We start from the raw sequence: 19411 nt of genomic DNA on the forward strand, positions 1-19411 counted from the left end.
AATGAAGAATCCGAAGACAGCAAAACCTTACATGATGAAAATAATAAAATAACAAGGAAAACACATGGGCTTATTAAGCGGTGAATTTACAGAACAAGACATAGCCTTCGATGAAACGAAACTAACAGATCCTAAAAAATATAAACGTGGTGCTTTGGCAGACTTTGGATTAGGTGCAGTATCTGGTGTCGCAAAAGGTGTGACATCCGTATCCAATGCTGTTAGTCGTTTTGTAGAAGGTGATGAAGTTGCAGATAAACGTATGCAACAAGCGAATGAAGCTTTTACTCCGCTTAATCAAGGCACAGCAGGACATATCGCTTCAGGCATTACAGAAGTTGTATCAGCAGGGGCAGTAGGCGCACCATTAGGTCCTTATGGTATGGCTGCTACTGTAGGACTCGGTACAAGAGCTTCAGAACATACAAAACTGACTCAGCAACTTGGCGTAGATCAAGATACAGCAGATACAGCATCTAATATTTATGGTGCTACCAATGCTGCTTTAGCATTTCTACCTGTATCCAATGTATTTAAGAAGTCATTAATGGCTGACTATGCAGCTCTTGTTGTTGCACCTACAGCAGTTGGTCAAGGCTTAACGTATGCCGAAGGAGCATATTTAGATAGTAAGGGATATGAAAAACAAGGTGCTATGTATAAAGACATGGCTACAGATCCTACAGCTATCCTTATGAACTTAGGTATTGGTTCTACTTTCTTTGCAGCAGGACGTTATATGAATGCTAAAGGGAATGCAGATTTACCTGAAGCAGAAGTACATAAAGCTGAAGCTGACTTCAATGCTACAGTTGAACAGGCTCAAGCAGATGCAGATATTTCTAGTATGCCTAATATTGCAGAAACAGTAGATGATTTAGCTCAACATGAAGCTAACTTGAATCAAGCGATTGAACAGGTTATGAAAGGAGAGAAGGTCAATATATCTGAAGCTACAGGTGGCAAACTTAAAACATTAGATGACGTTAAAAAGCATATTCAAGCTAATCAGAATAAACAGCCGACACTAGATGAACTAACAGCTAAAATGGCTGCTAATATCTCAGCTCGTATGGCAGGAAATAAAGGAAAAACTACATATAATAATACAGCTAACAATACCTCTATTAAAATAGATATTAAATCTCCTGTAGCTCCTAAAAAGGATCAGCTAGTTAAAGATACATATCAACTTGCACAAGCAGCAGGATTTACTCCTGCACAAGCTAGAGCATTAGTTGGTGAAGTTGGTCGAGAAAATGGATTCAATCCTAATACCATGTTTGGCTTTCATACAGACCAAGCGAACGGTAAAAAGAATGGTGGTATTTTTAGTTGGCAAGGTAGTAGAGCTACAGCTTTAGAAGCTCATATGAAAGCTAAAGGGCTAGTAAATGCAAATGGAACATTTAAACAGACCAATGAATCATTACAGGCTCAATTTGAGTTTTTAAGAAAAGAGATTGAAGCTAATCCTAAATGGAAAGCTAACTTCCTGGACAAGAAAAATATTACCAATGACGAAGCAAGATCTGCTTTAGGTGGTAAAGGTACAGTTATTGGATGGGCTAGAGGGCAGAACAAACTGTCTAGCGGTAAAGCTTTCGATTGGAGATCCCATGAAGCTACAGCTAATAACTATTCAAATATGGTAGATGGACAACCTACAAGCCATGTTTTTGAATCTACAACAGAAGCAAGTGTAGTAGAACAAGCTCCTATTAAACCTGAATCAAGTTATGAAGGCACAGTAGACAGACTAGATTTAGACAACCTTCCACATGCAGATGAAACATTTATATCAGCTTATGACGTTAATGCTTTCCATCAAAAAGGAGCATGGAACGAAATAGTAGGTGATCTGACAACAGAGCAGCTTGATCTGCCTAGTATGGTTTTAGATGAACATGGCAACTTAGTACCTGAATCAGAAATAGACGTACCTAGACCTGTTCATAATCCTGAACTAGATCCTGATTCTGACAAGTTCTTAAATGAACTATTTGAAACGATTGAACAGACTCCAATTCCACATACAGCAAAAGGTGTCAGAGTTAAGGACGACTTACTCAATCCAAATAATAACGAGTTTAAGCCTGATTCAACTATTGCTACTGAATGGAAAGAAAAACAGAGATGGGAAAATAAGAAGTCTCACAAAGAATTGACCAGATCTTATACAGATAAGGACGGAAACTTAGTTCAAGAGCTTCAATATAGGGGCACGTACGTCTCTCGTTCGGTTAATCATGCACATGAAACGAATTTTATTCACGTAGGACGTTCAGGAAGAAGCGATTTTGTGGATCATAAAGGCAATAAAGAGCTAGAAACTGCCCTAGATCGTATTTTTGATGAAGGTCGAGCTTTTGGATACCTTTCACAAGTTCCAAAAGGACAACAAACAATAGATAAGTTAGTTGCTAATCCTGACCTAGTTATCTCATCTAAAAAGACAGGTGAAGATCTGACAGCAGCTCAATGGAAAGACAAGCTAATCCGTGAACAAGACAATATACAAATGATGGCTAAAGCAATGAGTACCTTAGCCAAGTGTGCATTAAAACAAGCAGCATAATAATAAGAGTAATGAATGAAGAACGAATGTAGAACAGCCGTTGAAGGCGTTATAGGAAGAAAGCTATCTGATAAAGAAGCAGACTTGTTAGAACAACAATTTATTAAAGCTAGTCGTGAACTCCCACAAGAAGACATCAAAGCCTGGAAGAGTATGTCAGACGAAGAACGTGCTGAAGCTATCGCTGACAGAGCAATTAAGAACTATACAGATCAGCATATTAAAGAAGTAACTAATCTGATCAATGATCTTGAGATCCGTGAAGCCTTAGAGCATGAACTGACTTCTCATTCAAAGCTCAACCCATTAGAAGCCCTGAATCGCAAATTGGTTATGCACACCGATCAATCTGGTATCCAATCAGTTGAACACAATATTCAGGCTGTGGAAGTAAGGTACATGGGAGCTTTAGCAGACGTATTTACCAAAACTCAAAAAGGCTTAGGCTATCTGATAGATGCAGATAAAGTAAAACTTCTAGTTAAAGAGATCTTTGGCAAGCCTTCAGGTGATGCTGAAATAGCAGGATTAGCTAAATCCGTACAAGATGTTTTAGAACAGCTCAGACTCCACTATAACCGTTATGGCGGTGATATTAAGAAGCTTGCTAACTATGGTATTCCTCAATCTCACAGTCATTACAAAGTCATTCAGGCAGGAGAAGGGGAGTGGATTAAAACTACTTTCCCAATGGTAGATAGATCTAAATACAGGCACGAAAACGGCAAGTTAATGAATGATGCTGAAGTCAAAGAAGTATTAAAAGCTGTCTATCAAACTATTGCTTCAGAAGGACATAACAAGGCTTCAGTACAAGCTCATGCTGTTCAATCTGAATCTGATCTACCTGTAGGCTTCAATATGCAAGCTCTACATCAACATCATCGTGAGGTCCACTTTGCAGATGCGGATGCTTGGGTAGCGTATCAAGAGCAGTTTGGAGAAGTTAATTTCCATGACTTACTCAGTAACCATATCCGTAGAATGAGTACGGAAATAGGTATGATGCAATCTTTTGGCTCTAATCCTGAAAAGCTCGTAAAGCAACTAGGACATGACTTGCTCAATAAGATGATGCAAGATCCAAAGTACGTTAAAGAGCATCGTAAGATTCAGAAACAAGCAGCACTTGTAGACAAGCACTATAACGAATTGGCAGGACAAGCTCTTCCAATTGACAGTAACTTAGCTCAAGTAGGCGGTATGCTTAGATCATGGACCGTAGCTACCAAGATGGGTAGTGCTTTTATTACAGCCTTCTCAGATCAAGCAACTATGAAACTAGCTTCAGAGATGCACGGTATAGCTTATTCAAAAGTCTTCGGTAAACATCTAAAACAGTTTGCTAATAAAGAAGAAAGAGACTTCGCTATCAGTATTGGTTTAGGCGTAAGGGAAATGACCAATGCTTTGGTTCGCTTCGGTGATGATGACCTGGCTTCTGCTTCAACCAAACTAGCTTCAGCTAATACCAAAACAAGAAAAATAGCTAATGCAGTTATCAGAGCATCAGGACTCAACCATATTACAGCTTCAGCTAAACGTGCTTTCGGTGCAAGTCTTATGCACCATGTATCTAATCTGAACTCAGTTAAAGCTTGGGATCAGTTAGGACCACAAGATAAGAAGATGCTAGAAGGTGGTGGTATTAAAGAAGATGATTGGACTCTACTTAAACAAATAGATAGAACTGAAGCTCCAAGTGGTGAAAAGCTTGTCACCAATAAAGACATATTTAATGCTTCAGATGATCTATTCCTAGATACCTTCCAAGTAGATAGAACAGGATATTCAGCTCAAGAGTTGTCAGATATAGCCTTCAGATTAAAAGAGCAATTAGCTAACAAATACTATAATTACATTTATAGCGAGACAAACGCCAGTGTGCTTGAGGTCGGTGCTAGAGAAACTACTTTCATGGGCTTAGGTCGTGAACGTGGAACTGTAACGAATGAACTAAGTCGCTTCTTCTGGCAGTTTAAACAATTTCCGCTTGCCATGATTATGCGTCAATGGAGTCGTGGAATGGCTCAAGGTACACCACAAGAAAAGTTTGTGTACTTCGCTAAATTGTTTGCCTATACAACAGTCATGGGAGCTTTAGTAAGTCAGATCCAAAACCTAACACAAGGTAAAGATTTAGATGATCCTACAACACTAGACTTCTATATGAAGTCCATTGTGAAAGGTGGGGCGGCTTCATTTTTGGCTGATGCAATTTCTGCTACAGCAGATCCAACAGAACGTAGTGTGAAGGACTTTATCATTCCTGCCGCATTTAAAGATGTGATGTCAGTTGGCACAATGGCTACTGGAGCAGGACAAGCTTATTTATCAGAACGAGATTCAAGCTATGGAGCTGAAGCTGTGAATACGATTAAGAACAACATACCATTCCAAAATTTATGGTATTCAAGACTCGTATTTGACCGTTTAGTAATTGCAGAGATGCAGGAACTATTCGATGAAGGATATAGAGAACGTAAACAACGAAGACAAGAATCAAACTACAACATGAGCTACTGGTGGGATCTTGATAATGATGAGATGCATGTACCTGATTTTAATTTAAAGTAAAATTAACATAATGTATAACTTACATTTTTATAAGAATATATTTAGAATACATGTTTCTTTATAAGATCATTTCAACTGTGAAAAATATAATTTTAGCGATACTCGCTGTAACTGTTAGTTCTACGAATTTTGCAGCAACATTACCAACAAATGAAGACTTAATACCAATAAAAATGGACGTAAAAGCAATTGATGCAATATTAGCAAAACATACGAAAGAGACGTATGAAGCACCCATGATTATTGTGTCTAATGGTGCAGATCATAAGTCTAAAAGTGTAGCGATAAGAGCAAAAGATTGGAATAAATATCACAATAATAAAATTGTAGAGTACTCAAAAAGTATTTTTCCAAAATATGATACAGAATATAGATACAGTATGATTTTCTCTGAAATTGATTGCTATAAAAGAACAGTTCTTAATTACACCGTCAATTTTTACGCTACTGGAAAGTATAAAAGTATTCAAGGAAGTCAAGATGATCTAGTCGATGATAGCAGAATAGATAACAGATTTTGTAAACAATAATTCGGGGCTAGGTCATTCTAGCCTTTTAAATAACAATAATAATAGAGCTATTAATAGAACTAATAATAATGAGTAAAATTGAAGAATATAAGAGTGAGCTAGTCCGTATTCAGGAGATAGCGATACTAGATACCATTGATCTAGTTGAACGTGGTAACAGTGAAGATAAAGAAACAAAAATTGGGCGTGGCAATGCGGCATGGATTTATAAATCTGCTAACCAAACATTAGCCATTGCAGCACGTATCGAGCAACTAATTGAAGCACGTAACAAGACACAAGCAATAACTACAACAGAAGACGAAGAAAAACAAAAAGAAGCTGAAGCTGAGAAGCTCCTTCTATCAGTTCGCAAAGAACTGTCTAAACGTAAAAAGGTAACTAAACAGGATGGCAAAGAAGGCTAGTAAAGCTAACTTTGTTGAGTTCTATTTGATGTGGGGTCTAGTCAATGGATGGCAGATCCCAGACTTCCATATAACAGTTTGTGAGTGGCTTGAAGACTTCGGATCACTAGGTTTATTGATGATGCCGCGTGGTCATGCAAAGTCCACAATTTTGGACGTATACAACGCTTACAGACTATATAAGAATCCAGATGAATTAATACTGCATCAAGGGGCAACAGATCCAGATGCTTATAAGTGTAGTCGTGGAACTCAACAGGTATTAGAAAAACATCCCTTAACGTGGAATAAACAAAAACAAAAAGGTGAGACACAGAAGTGGTGGGTACAAGGCTCTTCAGATGTTAAGCATGGCTCACTACATGCTAGAGGTATCTTATCCAACGTAACAGGCGCACGTTCTACTTTCATTCAAAATGATGACGTAGAGACTCCAACAACTACAGCTACTCCTGAATCTAGGGAAAAGCTTAGATACAGATTATCAGAACAGGTCCATATTCTAGTGCCTGGATCTCAACGTCTATTTATTGGTACTCCGCACAGTTTTGATAGCTTATATACACAGATCCAAGAAGCAGGGGCTAACTGCTTAGTGCTTCGTATGTTTCAGAATGAAGCTCGATTTACTTCAGGCGAACTAGAAGTCTCAACAACATTTAAACCTGAATATCTGTTTAGTGGTATCGGTACACAAGCTAAATTATTAGTTGAATATGACGACTACAAAGTAGAGAAAAGGGAACATGACTACCTAATTAAGCTGACAGCTAAACATGGCTTATTAGATGTGTATGCAGATGCTCTATGGTCTGACAGATTCACTTCTGAAGTGATGGAACAGCGTAGAAAAGAATGTAATACAGTTAATGAGTTCGACAGTCAGTACCAATTACATGCAAAACCTGTAGGAGAGATTAGACTCGATCCAGACAGATTGATCCCTTATAACGAAGAAGTTACTTGGCATAAAGCCAATGGTCATACAACTATGATGCTAGGAGATAAAAGGATTGTATCTGCAACTCTTAAACTAGATCCAAGTTCAGGCAAAACTAAATCAGATGTATCAGCCGTTGCTTTGGTCCTTCAGGATGAAGTCGGTAAATTGTACTGGCATAGATCAGTAGCTCTAACAGGTGAAATAGCAGTTACAGATGATAAAGGGCAGATTGTAGGTGGACAGGCTTATCAATTAGCAGACATCGTAGAAGAGTTTAAATTGCCTTCCATTATTGTTGAGACTAACGGCATTGGCGGTCATGTACCTTCAATCCTTAGATCCGTATTTAAGAAACGTAATATCTATTGTGGTGTCAGAGAATTACATGAGACTCAAAACAAGAACAAACGTATCTTAGGAACACTTGAAGCTCCTTTACTCAGTGGCTACTTATACGCCCATCAATCAGTTTTAAAGCTGAATGGAATGGATAGTCCTCAAGTAAAAGAGATGCGTCTGTTTGATCCTTCTGTCACCAATAACAAGGACGATTATGTAGATAGTTTAGCTGGTGCTATATCAGCAGAGCCTATCCGTATTGGAACACACAATCACTATCCTACATATAACAACAACAATAACTGGCAAGCATCTAATCAGTATTCTGAGATGAAGCTTGACTTTTAATAGCTCTATTAACTGAGCTAACAATAATAATAAATACCTAATTAGGAATAATAATAACAATGACAGTAGAGAATCAATTTCCCTACCAAAGCTTTACAGCTAATGGTTTACAAGCTAGTTATGCTTTGGGCTTCTATGTATATGATAAAGACCATATTGAAGTTAAAAAGAATGATCAAATTGTACATAAGACAGACTATAGTTATGAAAAAAATAGTAACTCTATCTTATTTAATACAACTCCAAATGAAGGGGATGTAATCGAAGTTCAAAGAGTAACTACAGCAGATCGAGCAACAACTTATGCAACTTATAACAACACATTTAGACCTGAAGTTCTAAATAAAGATATAGATCGAATTTGGTTGAAGTTACAAGAATTAGGTGTTGTAGATTGGATTTTAGATAACAAAATTTCTGATCTTAAAGACTATGTAGACATTCAAGATAATGAATTAAAAAATACATTGTTAGCTGAGATTCAGGCACAAGGTATATCTATAGACCAACTCGAAACTTATTACAATTACTTAATGTTACGCTTGGCTCAAATTGCTGTAGATAAAGGATGGGATGCATCTTTTATTGTAGATGGCGAATATACGCAAAAACAAATTAATGAAAAAACAATACAAATAGTTGAATCAATACTAGATCTAATTTCTATAAAAAACCCTAAAGATGGTCAATCTGTATATGTGAAGTCATACCATGCAGGACTTGGATTAGGCGGTGGTACTTTTACTTATGACCGCAATAAATCAAAAGTTAACAATGGCATAACTATCTTCAATGGTTGGGTGCGTACTTGGGATGAACTTAACGTAAAACCTGAATGGGCAGGGGCTAAAGCAGATGGTATAACCGATGATTCTGGTGCAATACAACATGCCTTAGATTTTATTTCATCTACAATTTGGGATACATCCGTAGCCGTAATGAATCAAAAAGGAGGTGGAGTAAATTTAGTTTTATCTGCTAAAAAATATCGAATTACACAAACAATTTGGGTGGGTGCATACACAACTATTAGAGGTACAGGAATGCTAGGCTTCAATAGTAATAGCGTTCAAGTCAATGCTTCAGTGATTTATGCCGATCTTCAGGACGTAAACACAGCAGCTATATCATCATCTAATTGGAACACAGGTGGAGTTCGTGTACCTTTTAATGCTATTTCAAGCGGTTCTGATTATGATAACAGCTTAGTTTCTGCTACTCATGGATTAAAGTTATATGATTTTAGCATTGTAGCAAGTAAAAAAACGCACATGGGGTTACGTATTCAAAATAGTCCTCAGTCAAGGATTGAAGTTTATACGCATGGATTTGATTATGGAGTAATGTTAAATGCATCTTGGCAATCTTATGTTAATTGCAGAACATTATCCTATAAGTGTGGCTTGTTATTATTAAGTGACAATAATGGGGTCAAATTTGATGGTTATTACAATGCACTAGAAGGTGATCCACTTAACTATCAAAACTTTCTTAATTTTTTCTCAAGTGATACCGATACAGATACTACATGGAATGATTCAAATGTAAAATTTGGCGTAGTTTCTCGATATAGCTTTGGACTTTGTTCAGATTCAATAGTCGCAGAACATAACAGCATTGGTATTGTCATTGCTAGTGGTGATGTTTCAATTCAAACGCTTTATACAGAAGTAAATACTATTGTTGGGCTAGGTTGTTATACAAGTACCATCACAATTAATGATTGGGTTGGTTATGGTGATACTTACGACATGCTTATAGGTGCAAATGGTAAGCTATACGTAAATGGTATTACTAAAGATAATGTGATTACAGGTATTAAAAAATTTAGTCAATGGAACTCAGTTCTATCAATGCCAATGACTTATAATTACTATGTTCGTGGTATTAAGTATCACAATACAGACAATGTTATTTATGTCAGTGCAACAGGATCAGATTCCAATAATGGAGTATATCAACCATTATTAACTTTAGATGAAGCTATAAATAGAATAAAAAATACTTATGATCAACGAGATAAAACCATTACAGTTCCAAACAAGGAAGCTTGGACAATTAAGATACAAGCTGAAGGTATTTACCCAATTATAAAACGCCACTTAATTGCTTGTGATGTTGAAATTAGATCAACTTTGGTTAATAAACCGACAATAACAGTTGAGGGTGGTGATAATAATGCAATTGTCTTAGCAGGAAGTAATTTTACTTTAACAGGTTGTAATTTAACAAAAGGGGTAACAACAGGCTTAATTGAAAATGCAATATTCTGGTCAACTACAGGTGAAAATACAATAACTATAGAGAGTGGAACACTGACTATTAATGGAGGGGCATTTGTTTATCCTTCTTGGAATGGTGGTTCCTTCTTGAATGTATCTCTATACGGTGTAACAACAATCGGAAGTTCTTCATCAATGTTGGTATCTTCCAATTATCTAAATGGCTCACCTCATTCTGTAAGTTTTCTAAATTCACAGGGAACAATAGATACAAATATTTTAAGCAGAACTGATAAGGGTATTGCTGTACCTGATACATGGAAAAGCAAGGTATTAGGTGTATAACAATGAAAACAGGTGACATTTATTTATCAGCTTTTCTATTTGGTATTGGTTTCATAATTTACTTAGCTAAATCAGTTGCAACTTCAGATCAAGATACATGGAAGGTCATTGGAGCTAAAGCTGTGCTTAACGGCACAACTAGCCTAATGGCTGGATCTATTTTGATTTGGGCTTCAGTACCTACTATTGCGGTAGTAGGTGCAGCAGCAGTTCTAGGTACATTAGGATCTGAATTAGTTATCAAATATTTAAAGCGACAACTCAATAAAAACATTAAAAATTTAAAATTAGATAAAGAACAAGAATAAAAATGGGATTCAAGCTCGGTAAAAGGAGCTTGTCTAATTTAGAAGGTGTTCATCCTGACCTGGTTAAAGTGGTCAAGAGAGCAATTGAACTCACAGAAGTTGATTTTACAGTCATAGAAGGACTTAGAACTAAAGAAAGACAAGCTCAATTATTAAAAGAAAAGAAAACAACAACCATGAATAGCAGACATCTTACAGGTCATGCAGTAGATCTTGCAGCCTGGGTCGTATCTGAAGATACAGAAAAAAGTAGCGTTTCATGGGAGTGGAAACACTACCACTTGATTGCTGAAGCAATGAAACAAGCAGCTACAGAACTCAAAATACCGATTACATGGGGTGGAGACTGGAAGAAGTTTAAAGATGGTCCTCATTTTGAACTAATTTGGTCCAAATACAATTAATATGTAGTTATAATAAACCAAATTTTGTCTGCCCTAGCGTCCCAAAGTGTCTTTATGAATTATCATAATATATTTGTAGTGAAAAAAAGATCTGTACTATTTATAGTTATTGCCATTATTTTTTCTTTTATAACTGCAATGAGAGGAAATACACCTGATACTATTAATTATAAGTCGTTATATAATGAAATTGATAGAATACCTCTTAACCCAAGTACATTTTATGATCAAACTTACATGGAATATGGTTTTGGATTAATAAATGCTTTTTTTAAGTATTTAAATTTTGATTTTAGTTTTTTTCTATTTTTTTATGCATTTCTAACATTCATTTTTATAAAAAAAGCATCAGACAACTTTGGCATAAACAATGTTGTTGTTCTTTTTTGTTATTTACCTACATTTTATTTCCTACATCAATGGGCACAAATCAGACAAGGTTTAGCAATCGCTATTGCATATTATTCCATTTCAGTTGCTATCAAAAATGAACAACACTTTAAATCATTTATATTCTACATAATCTCTGTTTCAATACATAATGTAGCTACTCCATTTATTATTTTCTTTAAAAATATACTGTTTAAATTATTAATAAAGCTAAACAAATACTACTATATAATCGCAATTATATTATTTATCTCTACCATATTACTATGTAGGATTTTTTCAGGAATATCTTTTGATTTCTCTGATAGACTTTCGGGTTATTCAACATATGAAGAATCAAGAGGATTATTACACCCTGTAAATTTACGTGCATATGCGCTATTGTTATTCTTTCTACTTTTTAGAACAAAATCAAACACCAATAATATTATACTGGATTTCTTAATTCTTACATATGTAATTGGTGTAGGTATTCGATTAGGATTTTATGATTTTTTAATTCTAAGTGGAAGGTTAGGTACAATTTTTACATATTCAGAAATTTTTATTATTCCATTAATTTTAAGTTTGAGATTTAATAAAATTACAGGTTATATTTTTGCTTTTATATACTTTAGCATTAGTTTATACCTCTCTTTATTTTTACAAACTCCAGAAATTATTGATCAGTATTTCCAACCACTTCCTTAATTATGTCGATATACATTAAATTATACTATTTCACTAGGTTTAAATATGATTAGTTCTATCCAATTTTTGAGAGGTATAGCAGCTTTATTAGTTGTTTTACTTCACATATCATCTAAGAACAAGCAATACGATGCAGGTGTAATTGATTGGTTGCACATTGGTAATTCAGGTGTAGATTTATTTTTTATAATTTCAGGATTTATTATGTGTTATACCACATATAATAAAAATATAAACTTCTCAAAATTCATAATCTTAAGATTTGAAAGAATATTACCTTTATATTGGATATTTACTTTAATTGCCTTAGCGATATACACAATATTACCGCAGCATGTTAACGTAACAGCACAGTTTACAGATGTTTTTTCTTCATTTTTTTTACTACCTACAAATGGTGAATATTTAGTCCTTACAGGTTGGACATTACGATACGAATTTTATTTTTATTTTATATTTTCATTGTTATTATTTTTTAATAGTAAAAAATATTGGCAACTAGTAATAGCAATCCTATCTATACCGACTATAGGGTTATTTGTAGATAAAAATACGGTATGGAGTAGTTTCTTATTTGATAGTTTACTAATTGAGTTTGCCTTTGGTATTATCGCATTCTACATAGTAAAATCTAATATTTTGAATAAAAAATTAGGGTATCTATTACTTACAGTAGGGATAATTTCATTAATAATAGGGGAATTAAACTACACAGATGATTCAAAAAGGTTTATTTTATATGGGATTCCAATGTTATTTATATTCTTAGGGGCAGTTGGTCTTGAGAGTGTATTTAAAAATAAGAGTGGGTACTTCATAAAATTCATAGAAATGTTAGGAAATAGTTCTTACTCGCTATATATAACACATATTTTTGTTTTAAAACCTGTTGCTATAGTATGTCACAAACTTGGTATAAATAATTCTTTTATATTTTTATCCATACTTTTAGTTGCATCCATTATATTTGGATTAATGACATATTATTTCTTAGAAAAACCAATTGCAAATTATTTACACAAAAGAAGAAAAACTCAAAAACCTAAATTAATAAATAATAATTGTTAAAAAATAAAGGCTGTTTATTTTTTAATAAACAGCCTTGAACAGTAATCCCATAAAAATAAAAGGATCTAAAAGTGGAATCTTTTTTAAAGTATAGGCATAGAGGATTATAATATACATTCTTTATTTTAATTTATTTTTTCCTTGCATATCCATCAACACAGTCTGGATATAACCTACTTTTGGTTTAGAATCTCTAACTGTAAAATGAATTAACTTCCTCATTAAATCTAATGCTTCATTGTGTTTTAGCATCTTAATCTCATATATGAGCATTAATATAACAGCCGTAAATATCAAATCACATGCAGAAAGTAGCCGTTTCCGCTTCTTTGCGACTTCACATGACGGAACAGGACCATACACCTAAATCAGATAAAAATAGGGATATGACTAAGCACTATAAGAGCAAAGAAGCGGGCGATTTTTTTTGAGGGGTATAGTACCAAGTACTACATTTTTTCAAGCTTAAATAGTGGATGTTTTCCAATAGCTAAACAGAAAAAAGTCCATGTTTGCTTATTAGGTGAACGTGTGCCGTTCTCGTATTTGTTCCAGATAGTAGCGTCATTTAATCCTGCTATTTTTGAGCATTCTCTAGCGGATAGATTAAGAGATAAACGCAAATCTTTAATAAAATCAGGATCAGGAACTTCTAATAATAGTTCTTTAGATAGGCTATACATATTTTCAAAACTCATAGAAAAAGCTCCATATTTCAGGAGCTTGATATTAGCATTTAATTGACTTTTAAGGTACGTTGTCCCTTTAATCTTATGGTCCTATTTAGATGTATTTCAGCCATAAAAGCAGATTTATAACCTAGTACACCGTTTGCAGATCTCAGAATAAAACCTGATTTGTGCATCATCCAAACATGAAAAGGGTTTTCATGCTTGCCCTTTGTATCTTGTGAAATTATATAAACTTCACCTGACTCAACTTTTACAACTTGAACAATTTTATCTATATCAACCTTTGCCATTACAGGAACAGCAGCAGGAAGGCGAACAGCTAAACGGCTAAGAGCTTCAGACTTAAAAACTTGTGCATTCATGTCTTACACTCCCATAACAATAAAAGTTATAGCCTGATTTTTGCTAGAGACTTTTGCACAGTTAAAACAGCCTGCGAAATATTGGAATTTCAAACTAACAACGGATCTGCAAAATTTACACAAGCTGACTGTAGGCAGTTTAGATGTGCATAGAGATAAAGAAATAATATTCATGTCTATAACTCCTATATTAAAGTCATAGACTTAAATTGTTTGCATACATCTCCTTTAACTTCTGTATAGAAGCTATTAGAGCTTTGAGAAAATAAATCTAAACTTTGATAAACAGTTTTAGAAATACGGCTAAATTTGCTATCTGCTTCTGTTTTTAAGTAGTAGTAAGTTTTACCATTTTTAACAGTTTTTAATACTTCTACAGAACAAGGTGTCAAGCTTCTAAGGGTTTGAACAGTAATCATATCTATAACTCCCCTTAGTGGTTGTTATAGATGTTTGAGCCAATAGTCACAAAGTCATTGATCTTTGCATCTTTTCCGTACTGTTCAAAATCAATATAACCTTGAAGAGCTTCAGGGATCTCAATGCAGCTAACCTCTGTCATTAGGTAGTGACCGAAGTCGTAGTCGTTCATCTCTTCACAGAAATGATTTTCTTCATGCCATTCTTGAGCTGCTTCTAAATTAGGAGCATAACCTTCTTTTACAATCAGACTGAATTGGTCCAAGTCTTCTTGGAAGTGTCCTTCCATGATTAGCTCAATAGCTAATTCAAGATCTTTGAAGTTGTCTACGTCCATGTACGTGTCTTCTCGCAAGCCTTCAACTTGCCAAAACTCGATTTCTGTATCGCCAATGATGTCACGAAGGTCTGAGATATCATCAAAGAAAATATTGAGACCGAAGTCATAAGTAAAGCTGAAAGCTTCAAGACGAAAGTTTTTAGAAGAATCAGAAGCTTTATTAGAGAAATCAAATGCGTTCATTTTATAAATCCTGGTCTATTTAACTACGCTAGACGATGCGGTTAGGACACTTTGTCCTTTAAGGTTTCTATCTCTTACCTTATGCTTTTATTATACAAGTACTTTGTACTATTAACAACTATAAGCTAATGTTTTTTATATGATTTATAATTATTAATAGCTCTATTATTACAACTATATTTTATAAAAGATAAGCTTGTTTTTGCTTCTAACTTTCATCATTCTTGGAGCTGTGGCAATCCATTAAACAAACGCTTTTTAGCGGAGCGAAGCGACATCCTTATTCAAGGAATATGTAGAAGGTATGTGATCCTACCTTCATCAAACTTTATCGCTGCGACAACCATTGAACTTAAAAAATTTTAAGCTAGGGGGCAATGTCATACCTCCTTGTGGGGTTGACATTGAACACGCTTAAAATAAAGTTCAATGATGTTGGTTGTCGTAGATAAGTTGAAGGAAGACTTATATCCAACATAGACCTATGCTTTTGCTTTTGCGTTAGGGATGTTGGCTTTGCTCGATACGAATGTATCGACCCGAAGGGCAACTAGCCCGACCTGAAAGGGAACGCCCATATATTTATAAATAAGATATAAGATCAGATATAAGTACAATTTTAGTTATAAGAGATTGGCAAAAACTACCAAAACAGGCTAAAAACAGCTCTAATTTCGTGGAACAAAAAAATAGCTGAAATATTGAACTTCAGCTATCTTATAAGTTATTGAATTACAATGTTTAGTTAAAAAGCATTTCGTATAATATCCATTATGTTAAATATCGAACTATACGATTAAAAACACAATTACTATCCAAATATTAGATTTACTTTTTCTTATCCTCCTTAACTTTCTTGTAAGCTTTGTATAAACCAAAACCTGCTAGACCTGCCCAACCAATCGGACCTGATAGCATGGCAGCACTTGTAAGAGATGCCGCAGTAATTCCATTAGTTGTACCAAAAGATACTGCACCTAGCTGCATAGTGCCAACATTCGACTGATCAATATCAATATCATCACTTTTTAAATTAACCATTTCTTTAATTTGTTCTTTGGTTAAACGTATTTTACTTAATCCTGCAACTTTGGCTTTAATATCTTGGCTCAGGAAGAAATTAAATGATTCTCCTGTAATAAGATTATGTTTTTTATCTTTACTAAATTCTACTTCTTTATATTCAGGTTCAGATACTATTTTTAATACTTCAGAACTTGGAATAATATTGATCCTGATATTATCTGAAAGCATAAAAGAATCCTTTTCTTGCAACTCCAATATAATCTCATCAATCAAACTAAAATAATCTGAAAACTTAATACCGACCATCGTACATAACATATATATAAAGTCAGTGTTAATTGCTGTCTCACCTCTTTCCATACTTCCATACGTTACATGGGTCATATCAAAAATTTTAGCAATCTCTCTTTGGTTCACACCCATTTGATCCCTAATCTTTGAGAGTAGGTAGCCTGAGATTGCACTTAAAGATGTTTCAAATACAAAAGTATCTTGGTCTTGAGTTGTCATAGATAGTCCTCTTTATATGCAACCATTGTATCACAAAAACATACCGACATAAAAAAACTTTTAAATATTGGTAAGAAATTCCTTCCATTTATAAAAAAGTTTGTATATAGTGCATCACATGAAGTCACAACGACAAACTGAAATGAAGGAACTGAACATGACAACTCAACTTATCAACGAAGCAACTTACAACGCACTTACAACTATTCCTGTAGAAGCTCGTACTGCTGAAATGCAACAACAAATTGAAGCCTATGAAGCTGCAAACAGCTTAAATGTAGATGTTGAAGAACATGCTCCTGAAGCTCCTGTAGAGCCTACTGTAGCCACTGTAGAAGTAACTGATACAAACACTCAGCTACTTGTAAAAGATGCTGCTAACGATGAGCCTGAAGCTCCTGTAGCGTTTATTGATACGGTTGAACAAGATGATTCTATTGCTGAACAGATGATTCAATCATTAGCTGTTTTAGATGATCTGCTTTCTATTACAGATGATCGTTACAAACACTTCCTTGCTCTTGCTGCTAAGGCTACATGCTTGGTTAAATGGACAGGTCCTTTTATCCTGGATGTACGTGTAGGTGACAATGGATTCGCTAAACACGTTGCTAATACGCTTGGCTTATTAAGCTTTAACCATTTCTTAGCTGACTCTGTGCTGAATAAAGAAATTAAAGAAAAACAACTTTTAAGCAAGTACCTAACAATCTGTTCAGTACCGACAACAGCCAAACGTGATAGTGCTGTAGTGAACTATGACCAAGTGAAAAAAGGTTGTCAGTTTGTGGTCCATACTCAAGCCATGAAGTATGTTCATAATGACGATTTGAATATTGGTAAACTTGAAAATGTCTTTAGCACTGAACAGATCGTTAATACTTACACGACTGCTTCTACAGCTATCTTACGTGTACGTTTAGGGCAACAAGAATGGGTTGAAAAGAACAACACACGTATTGAACAGCTTGTATCGGATCTGAATGCACAGCGTAAAGCCATTGCGCCTAAAGTAAAGGCTGAAACATTTAAGGCATGGTCTGGTATTCTGCTTCTTGCTGCTTTGTGGGATAAAGCTGTTTTTGCTGACATGGTTGCTTTAATGAATGAGCAAGTCGGAACACAAGGACTTGAGATTAAAGAAAAGTTAGCTTGTGCCTTGTCTGTGGTTGTACCTGAATACGAAGATCTTATGACTCGCTTTAACGCTGAACAGCACATTACAACGAAGCTTGTAGGCAGTTTGGTTAAAGGGTTTGGTCTAACTGATTATGAAGTCAGTCAAGGCTTCTTTGATCTTGGTATTCCAATGAAAGACAATAAAGGTGGGTATGAGCTTGCAACTTTAAAAGCAAAATTTACTGAAGTTGTTAAGTACGATGATCAAGCAATTCAAACGTACCTAACAAAACTTCAACCTAAACCTGAAATGGATCTAGCTGCTTAACCTGAATAGGTTTAACCAATAACAGGCTTAGTGTTTGATTTACGCCCTCTTGCTTCTAAGTCTTGAGGGCTTTTTCTTTTGCGCTTTTTAGTAATATCTCTAGGGTACTCATGTGCATCTGAACGAAGTGCAGTATCTTTAGCTTTAGTACGTTTATCACGCTCAATCTGGCGTTCTTCCTCAGTAGTTGGTTCAGTCGCAATCAGATTTAATTGATTATCTAGGATCTCGTCTGCTTTATCTTTGCCAAGTACATCATAAGCTGCTTTGACTAGAGCCACACGGATGAAGTCATTCAGTGAATATGCTCGTCCATGCTCATCTACAGATGCTTTAGCAGCAGCTTTGAATAACTGCTCTTCCTCATAAAAGACAGGAACAGTCACACGTTTACCAACATTCATACGATCCCTTAATACAGGATCAATCTCATTTTTTTTATAGATGTTTTTGTGAAGTAGGTTTCGTGAATATTCAGCAATAGTTTTTACAGGCTTTTTGGAGTCTTTAGTTTGATCTTCCGTTTTTGGGGTTTCAGGTAATTTTTCACCTTTTTTCAGGTTGCCTAAATTTAAAGCCATTACAAGATCTCCAAAATAAATGAGTTCAATTCATCCTTCGCTTTAGAGCTTCCCATTTCAGCTACAGACAAGCCATTTGCAGAAGCATCACGCCATTGCTTACGGTCACGAATAATAGTGTTTAAAATCTTAAAATCTGGTACGTCTTGCAAAACTGCTACAGCATCCGCTACTTCTGTAGACTTGGTATTAGCAGGAGCTTTATTAATTACCAGATACGGCTTGAGCTTTGGATTTTCTTCAAGGTAGGTGTTATACATCTGGAAGACGAATGGGATACAGTCAAAGTCTGATTGACTTGGTTGAGTCGGTACAATCAATTTATCTGCAACTTGTAAAGCAGATCTATACTCGATGCTGTCACGCCCAGCAACGTCCAGTACAACATAATCGTATTTCTTTTTAAGGCTTAATAAAACCTTCTTTAAATCGCCTGTATGATGCTCTGTGTCAATCTTATTTTCAGATCTACGGTCATTCCATTTAACAGCAGATTGTTGATCATCAGCATCTACTAGGACTACAGATCCCTTGTTGCTTAATACGACAGCTAGGTTGGTTGCAAGCGTTGTCTTACCTACTCCACCTTTCTGATTTGCAATTGTAATTATTGACATTTCTTAATGCTCTTTAGCTTTCTCAATAGAGCTATTATATTAATAAAAATAGATACTATCCAGTTAATTAAGCAACTAATTTGT

At 35.1% G+C, this 19411-nt stretch carries 18 protein-coding genes; 11 read left to right on the forward strand and 7 right to left on the reverse strand.

What is annotated here, in order from left to right; genetic code table 11:
- Positions 1-64: 64 nt before the first annotated feature.
- From FTU01_RS13170 to FTU01_RS13215, 10 genes are all read left to right on the forward strand, one after another.
- On the forward strand, positions 65-2578 hold the full coding sequence (locus FTU01_RS13170; RefSeq protein WP_180139472.1) for a phage tail tip lysozyme: 2514 nt from the start codon (positions 65-67) through the stop codon (positions 2576-2578).
- 15 nt (positions 2579-2593) lie between these two features.
- The gene (locus FTU01_RS13175) at positions 2594-5155 is read left to right on the forward strand and encodes a hypothetical protein (protein ID WP_180139475.1); all 2562 of its coding nucleotides are present in this window, start codon (positions 2594-2596) and stop codon (positions 5153-5155) included.
- A 77-nt stretch (positions 5156-5232) separates the two neighbouring features.
- Positions 5233-5685, forward strand: coding sequence for a hypothetical protein (locus FTU01_RS13180; RefSeq protein ID WP_180139478.1), 453 nt, complete (start codon positions 5233-5235; stop codon positions 5683-5685).
- A gap of 68 nt (positions 5686-5753) precedes the next feature.
- Positions 5754-6092 (forward strand): hypothetical protein, encoded by a 339-nt coding sequence (locus tag FTU01_RS13185; protein WP_180139481.1) that lies wholly within the window; start codon positions 5754-5756, stop codon positions 6090-6092.
- The gene (terL, locus tag FTU01_RS13190; RefSeq protein WP_180139484.1) at positions 6076-7722 is read left to right on the forward strand and encodes a phage terminase large subunit; all 1647 of its coding nucleotides are present in this window, start codon (positions 6076-6078) and stop codon (positions 7720-7722) included. The genes FTU01_RS13185 and terL overlap by 17 nt, the downstream gene beginning before the upstream one ends.
- 59 nt (positions 7723-7781) lie before the next feature.
- A complete protein-coding gene (locus FTU01_RS13195; RefSeq protein ID WP_180139487.1) occupies positions 7782-10289 on the forward strand; it encodes a hypothetical protein in 2508 nt (835 codons plus the stop codon).
- 2 nt (positions 10290-10291) lie between these two features.
- Entirely contained in the window at positions 10292-10597 is a 306-nt protein-coding gene (locus tag FTU01_RS13200; protein ID WP_180139490.1) for a hypothetical protein, read from the forward strand.
- 29 nt (positions 10598-10626) lie between these two features.
- A complete protein-coding gene (locus FTU01_RS13205) occupies positions 10627-11001 on the forward strand; it encodes a M15 family metallopeptidase (RefSeq protein ID WP_257233748.1) in 375 nt (124 codons plus the stop codon).
- A gap of 54 nt (positions 11002-11055) precedes the next feature.
- Positions 11056-12081 (forward strand): EpsG family protein, encoded by a 1026-nt coding sequence (locus FTU01_RS13210; protein WP_180139496.1) that lies wholly within the window; start codon positions 11056-11058, stop codon positions 12079-12081.
- Positions 12082-12126: 45 nt separating this feature from the next.
- A complete protein-coding gene (locus tag FTU01_RS13215) occupies positions 12127-13149 on the forward strand; it encodes an acyltransferase (RefSeq protein ID WP_180139500.1) in 1023 nt (340 codons plus the stop codon).
- 449 nt (positions 13150-13598) lie between these two features.
- Here the strand turns inward: FTU01_RS13215 and FTU01_RS13220 are convergent, their stop codons facing one another.
- The 5 genes from FTU01_RS13220 to FTU01_RS13240 form a co-directional block, all read right to left on the reverse strand.
- Positions 13599-13847, reverse strand: coding sequence for a helix-turn-helix transcriptional regulator (locus FTU01_RS13220; protein WP_180139503.1), 249 nt, complete (start codon positions 13845-13847; stop codon positions 13599-13601).
- A 38-nt stretch (positions 13848-13885) separates the two neighbouring features.
- Positions 13886-14203: a hypothetical protein gene (locus tag FTU01_RS13225; protein WP_180139506.1), complete on the reverse strand. Its 318-nt coding sequence runs from the start codon at positions 14201-14203 to the stop codon at positions 13886-13888.
- Between the two features lie 185 nt (positions 14204-14388).
- Positions 14389-14622 carry a hypothetical protein gene (locus FTU01_RS13230; protein WP_004641738.1) on the reverse strand — a complete coding sequence of 78 codons (234 nt, stop codon included), beginning with the start codon at positions 14620-14622 and terminating at the stop codon, positions 14389-14391.
- A gap of 14 nt (positions 14623-14636) precedes the next feature.
- Positions 14637-15146 carry an antirestriction protein ArdA gene (locus FTU01_RS13235; RefSeq protein WP_180139508.1) on the reverse strand — a complete coding sequence of 170 codons (510 nt, stop codon included), beginning with the start codon at positions 15144-15146 and terminating at the stop codon, positions 14637-14639.
- An 828-nt stretch (positions 15147-15974) separates the two neighbouring features.
- Complete coding sequence (locus FTU01_RS13240; protein WP_180139511.1) at positions 15975-16682, reverse strand: helix-turn-helix transcriptional regulator; 708 nt, start codon at positions 16680-16682, stop codon at positions 15975-15977.
- A 157-nt stretch (positions 16683-16839) separates the two neighbouring features.
- On the opposite strand from FTU01_RS13240, the gene FTU01_RS13245 reads away from it, so the two are divergent.
- Positions 16840-18129: a hypothetical protein gene (locus tag FTU01_RS13245; RefSeq protein ID WP_180139514.1), complete on the forward strand. Its 1290-nt coding sequence runs from the start codon at positions 16840-16842 to the stop codon at positions 18127-18129.
- Positions 18130-18140: 11 nt separating this feature from the next.
- Here the strand turns inward: FTU01_RS13245 and FTU01_RS13250 are convergent, their stop codons facing one another.
- Positions 18141-18710: a hypothetical protein gene (locus FTU01_RS13250; protein ID WP_180139517.1), complete on the reverse strand. Its 570-nt coding sequence runs from the start codon at positions 18708-18710 to the stop codon at positions 18141-18143.
- A complete protein-coding gene (locus FTU01_RS13255; RefSeq protein ID WP_180139520.1) occupies positions 18710-19327 on the reverse strand; it encodes a ParA family protein in 618 nt (205 codons plus the stop codon). The genes FTU01_RS13250 and FTU01_RS13255 overlap by 1 nt, the downstream gene beginning before the upstream one ends.
- Positions 19328-19411 lie beyond the last annotated feature (84 nt).

The sequence above is a fragment of the Acinetobacter sp. YH12043 genome (assembly GCF_013419915.1).
Lineage (GTDB): Bacteria > Pseudomonadota > Gammaproteobacteria > Pseudomonadales > Moraxellaceae > Acinetobacter.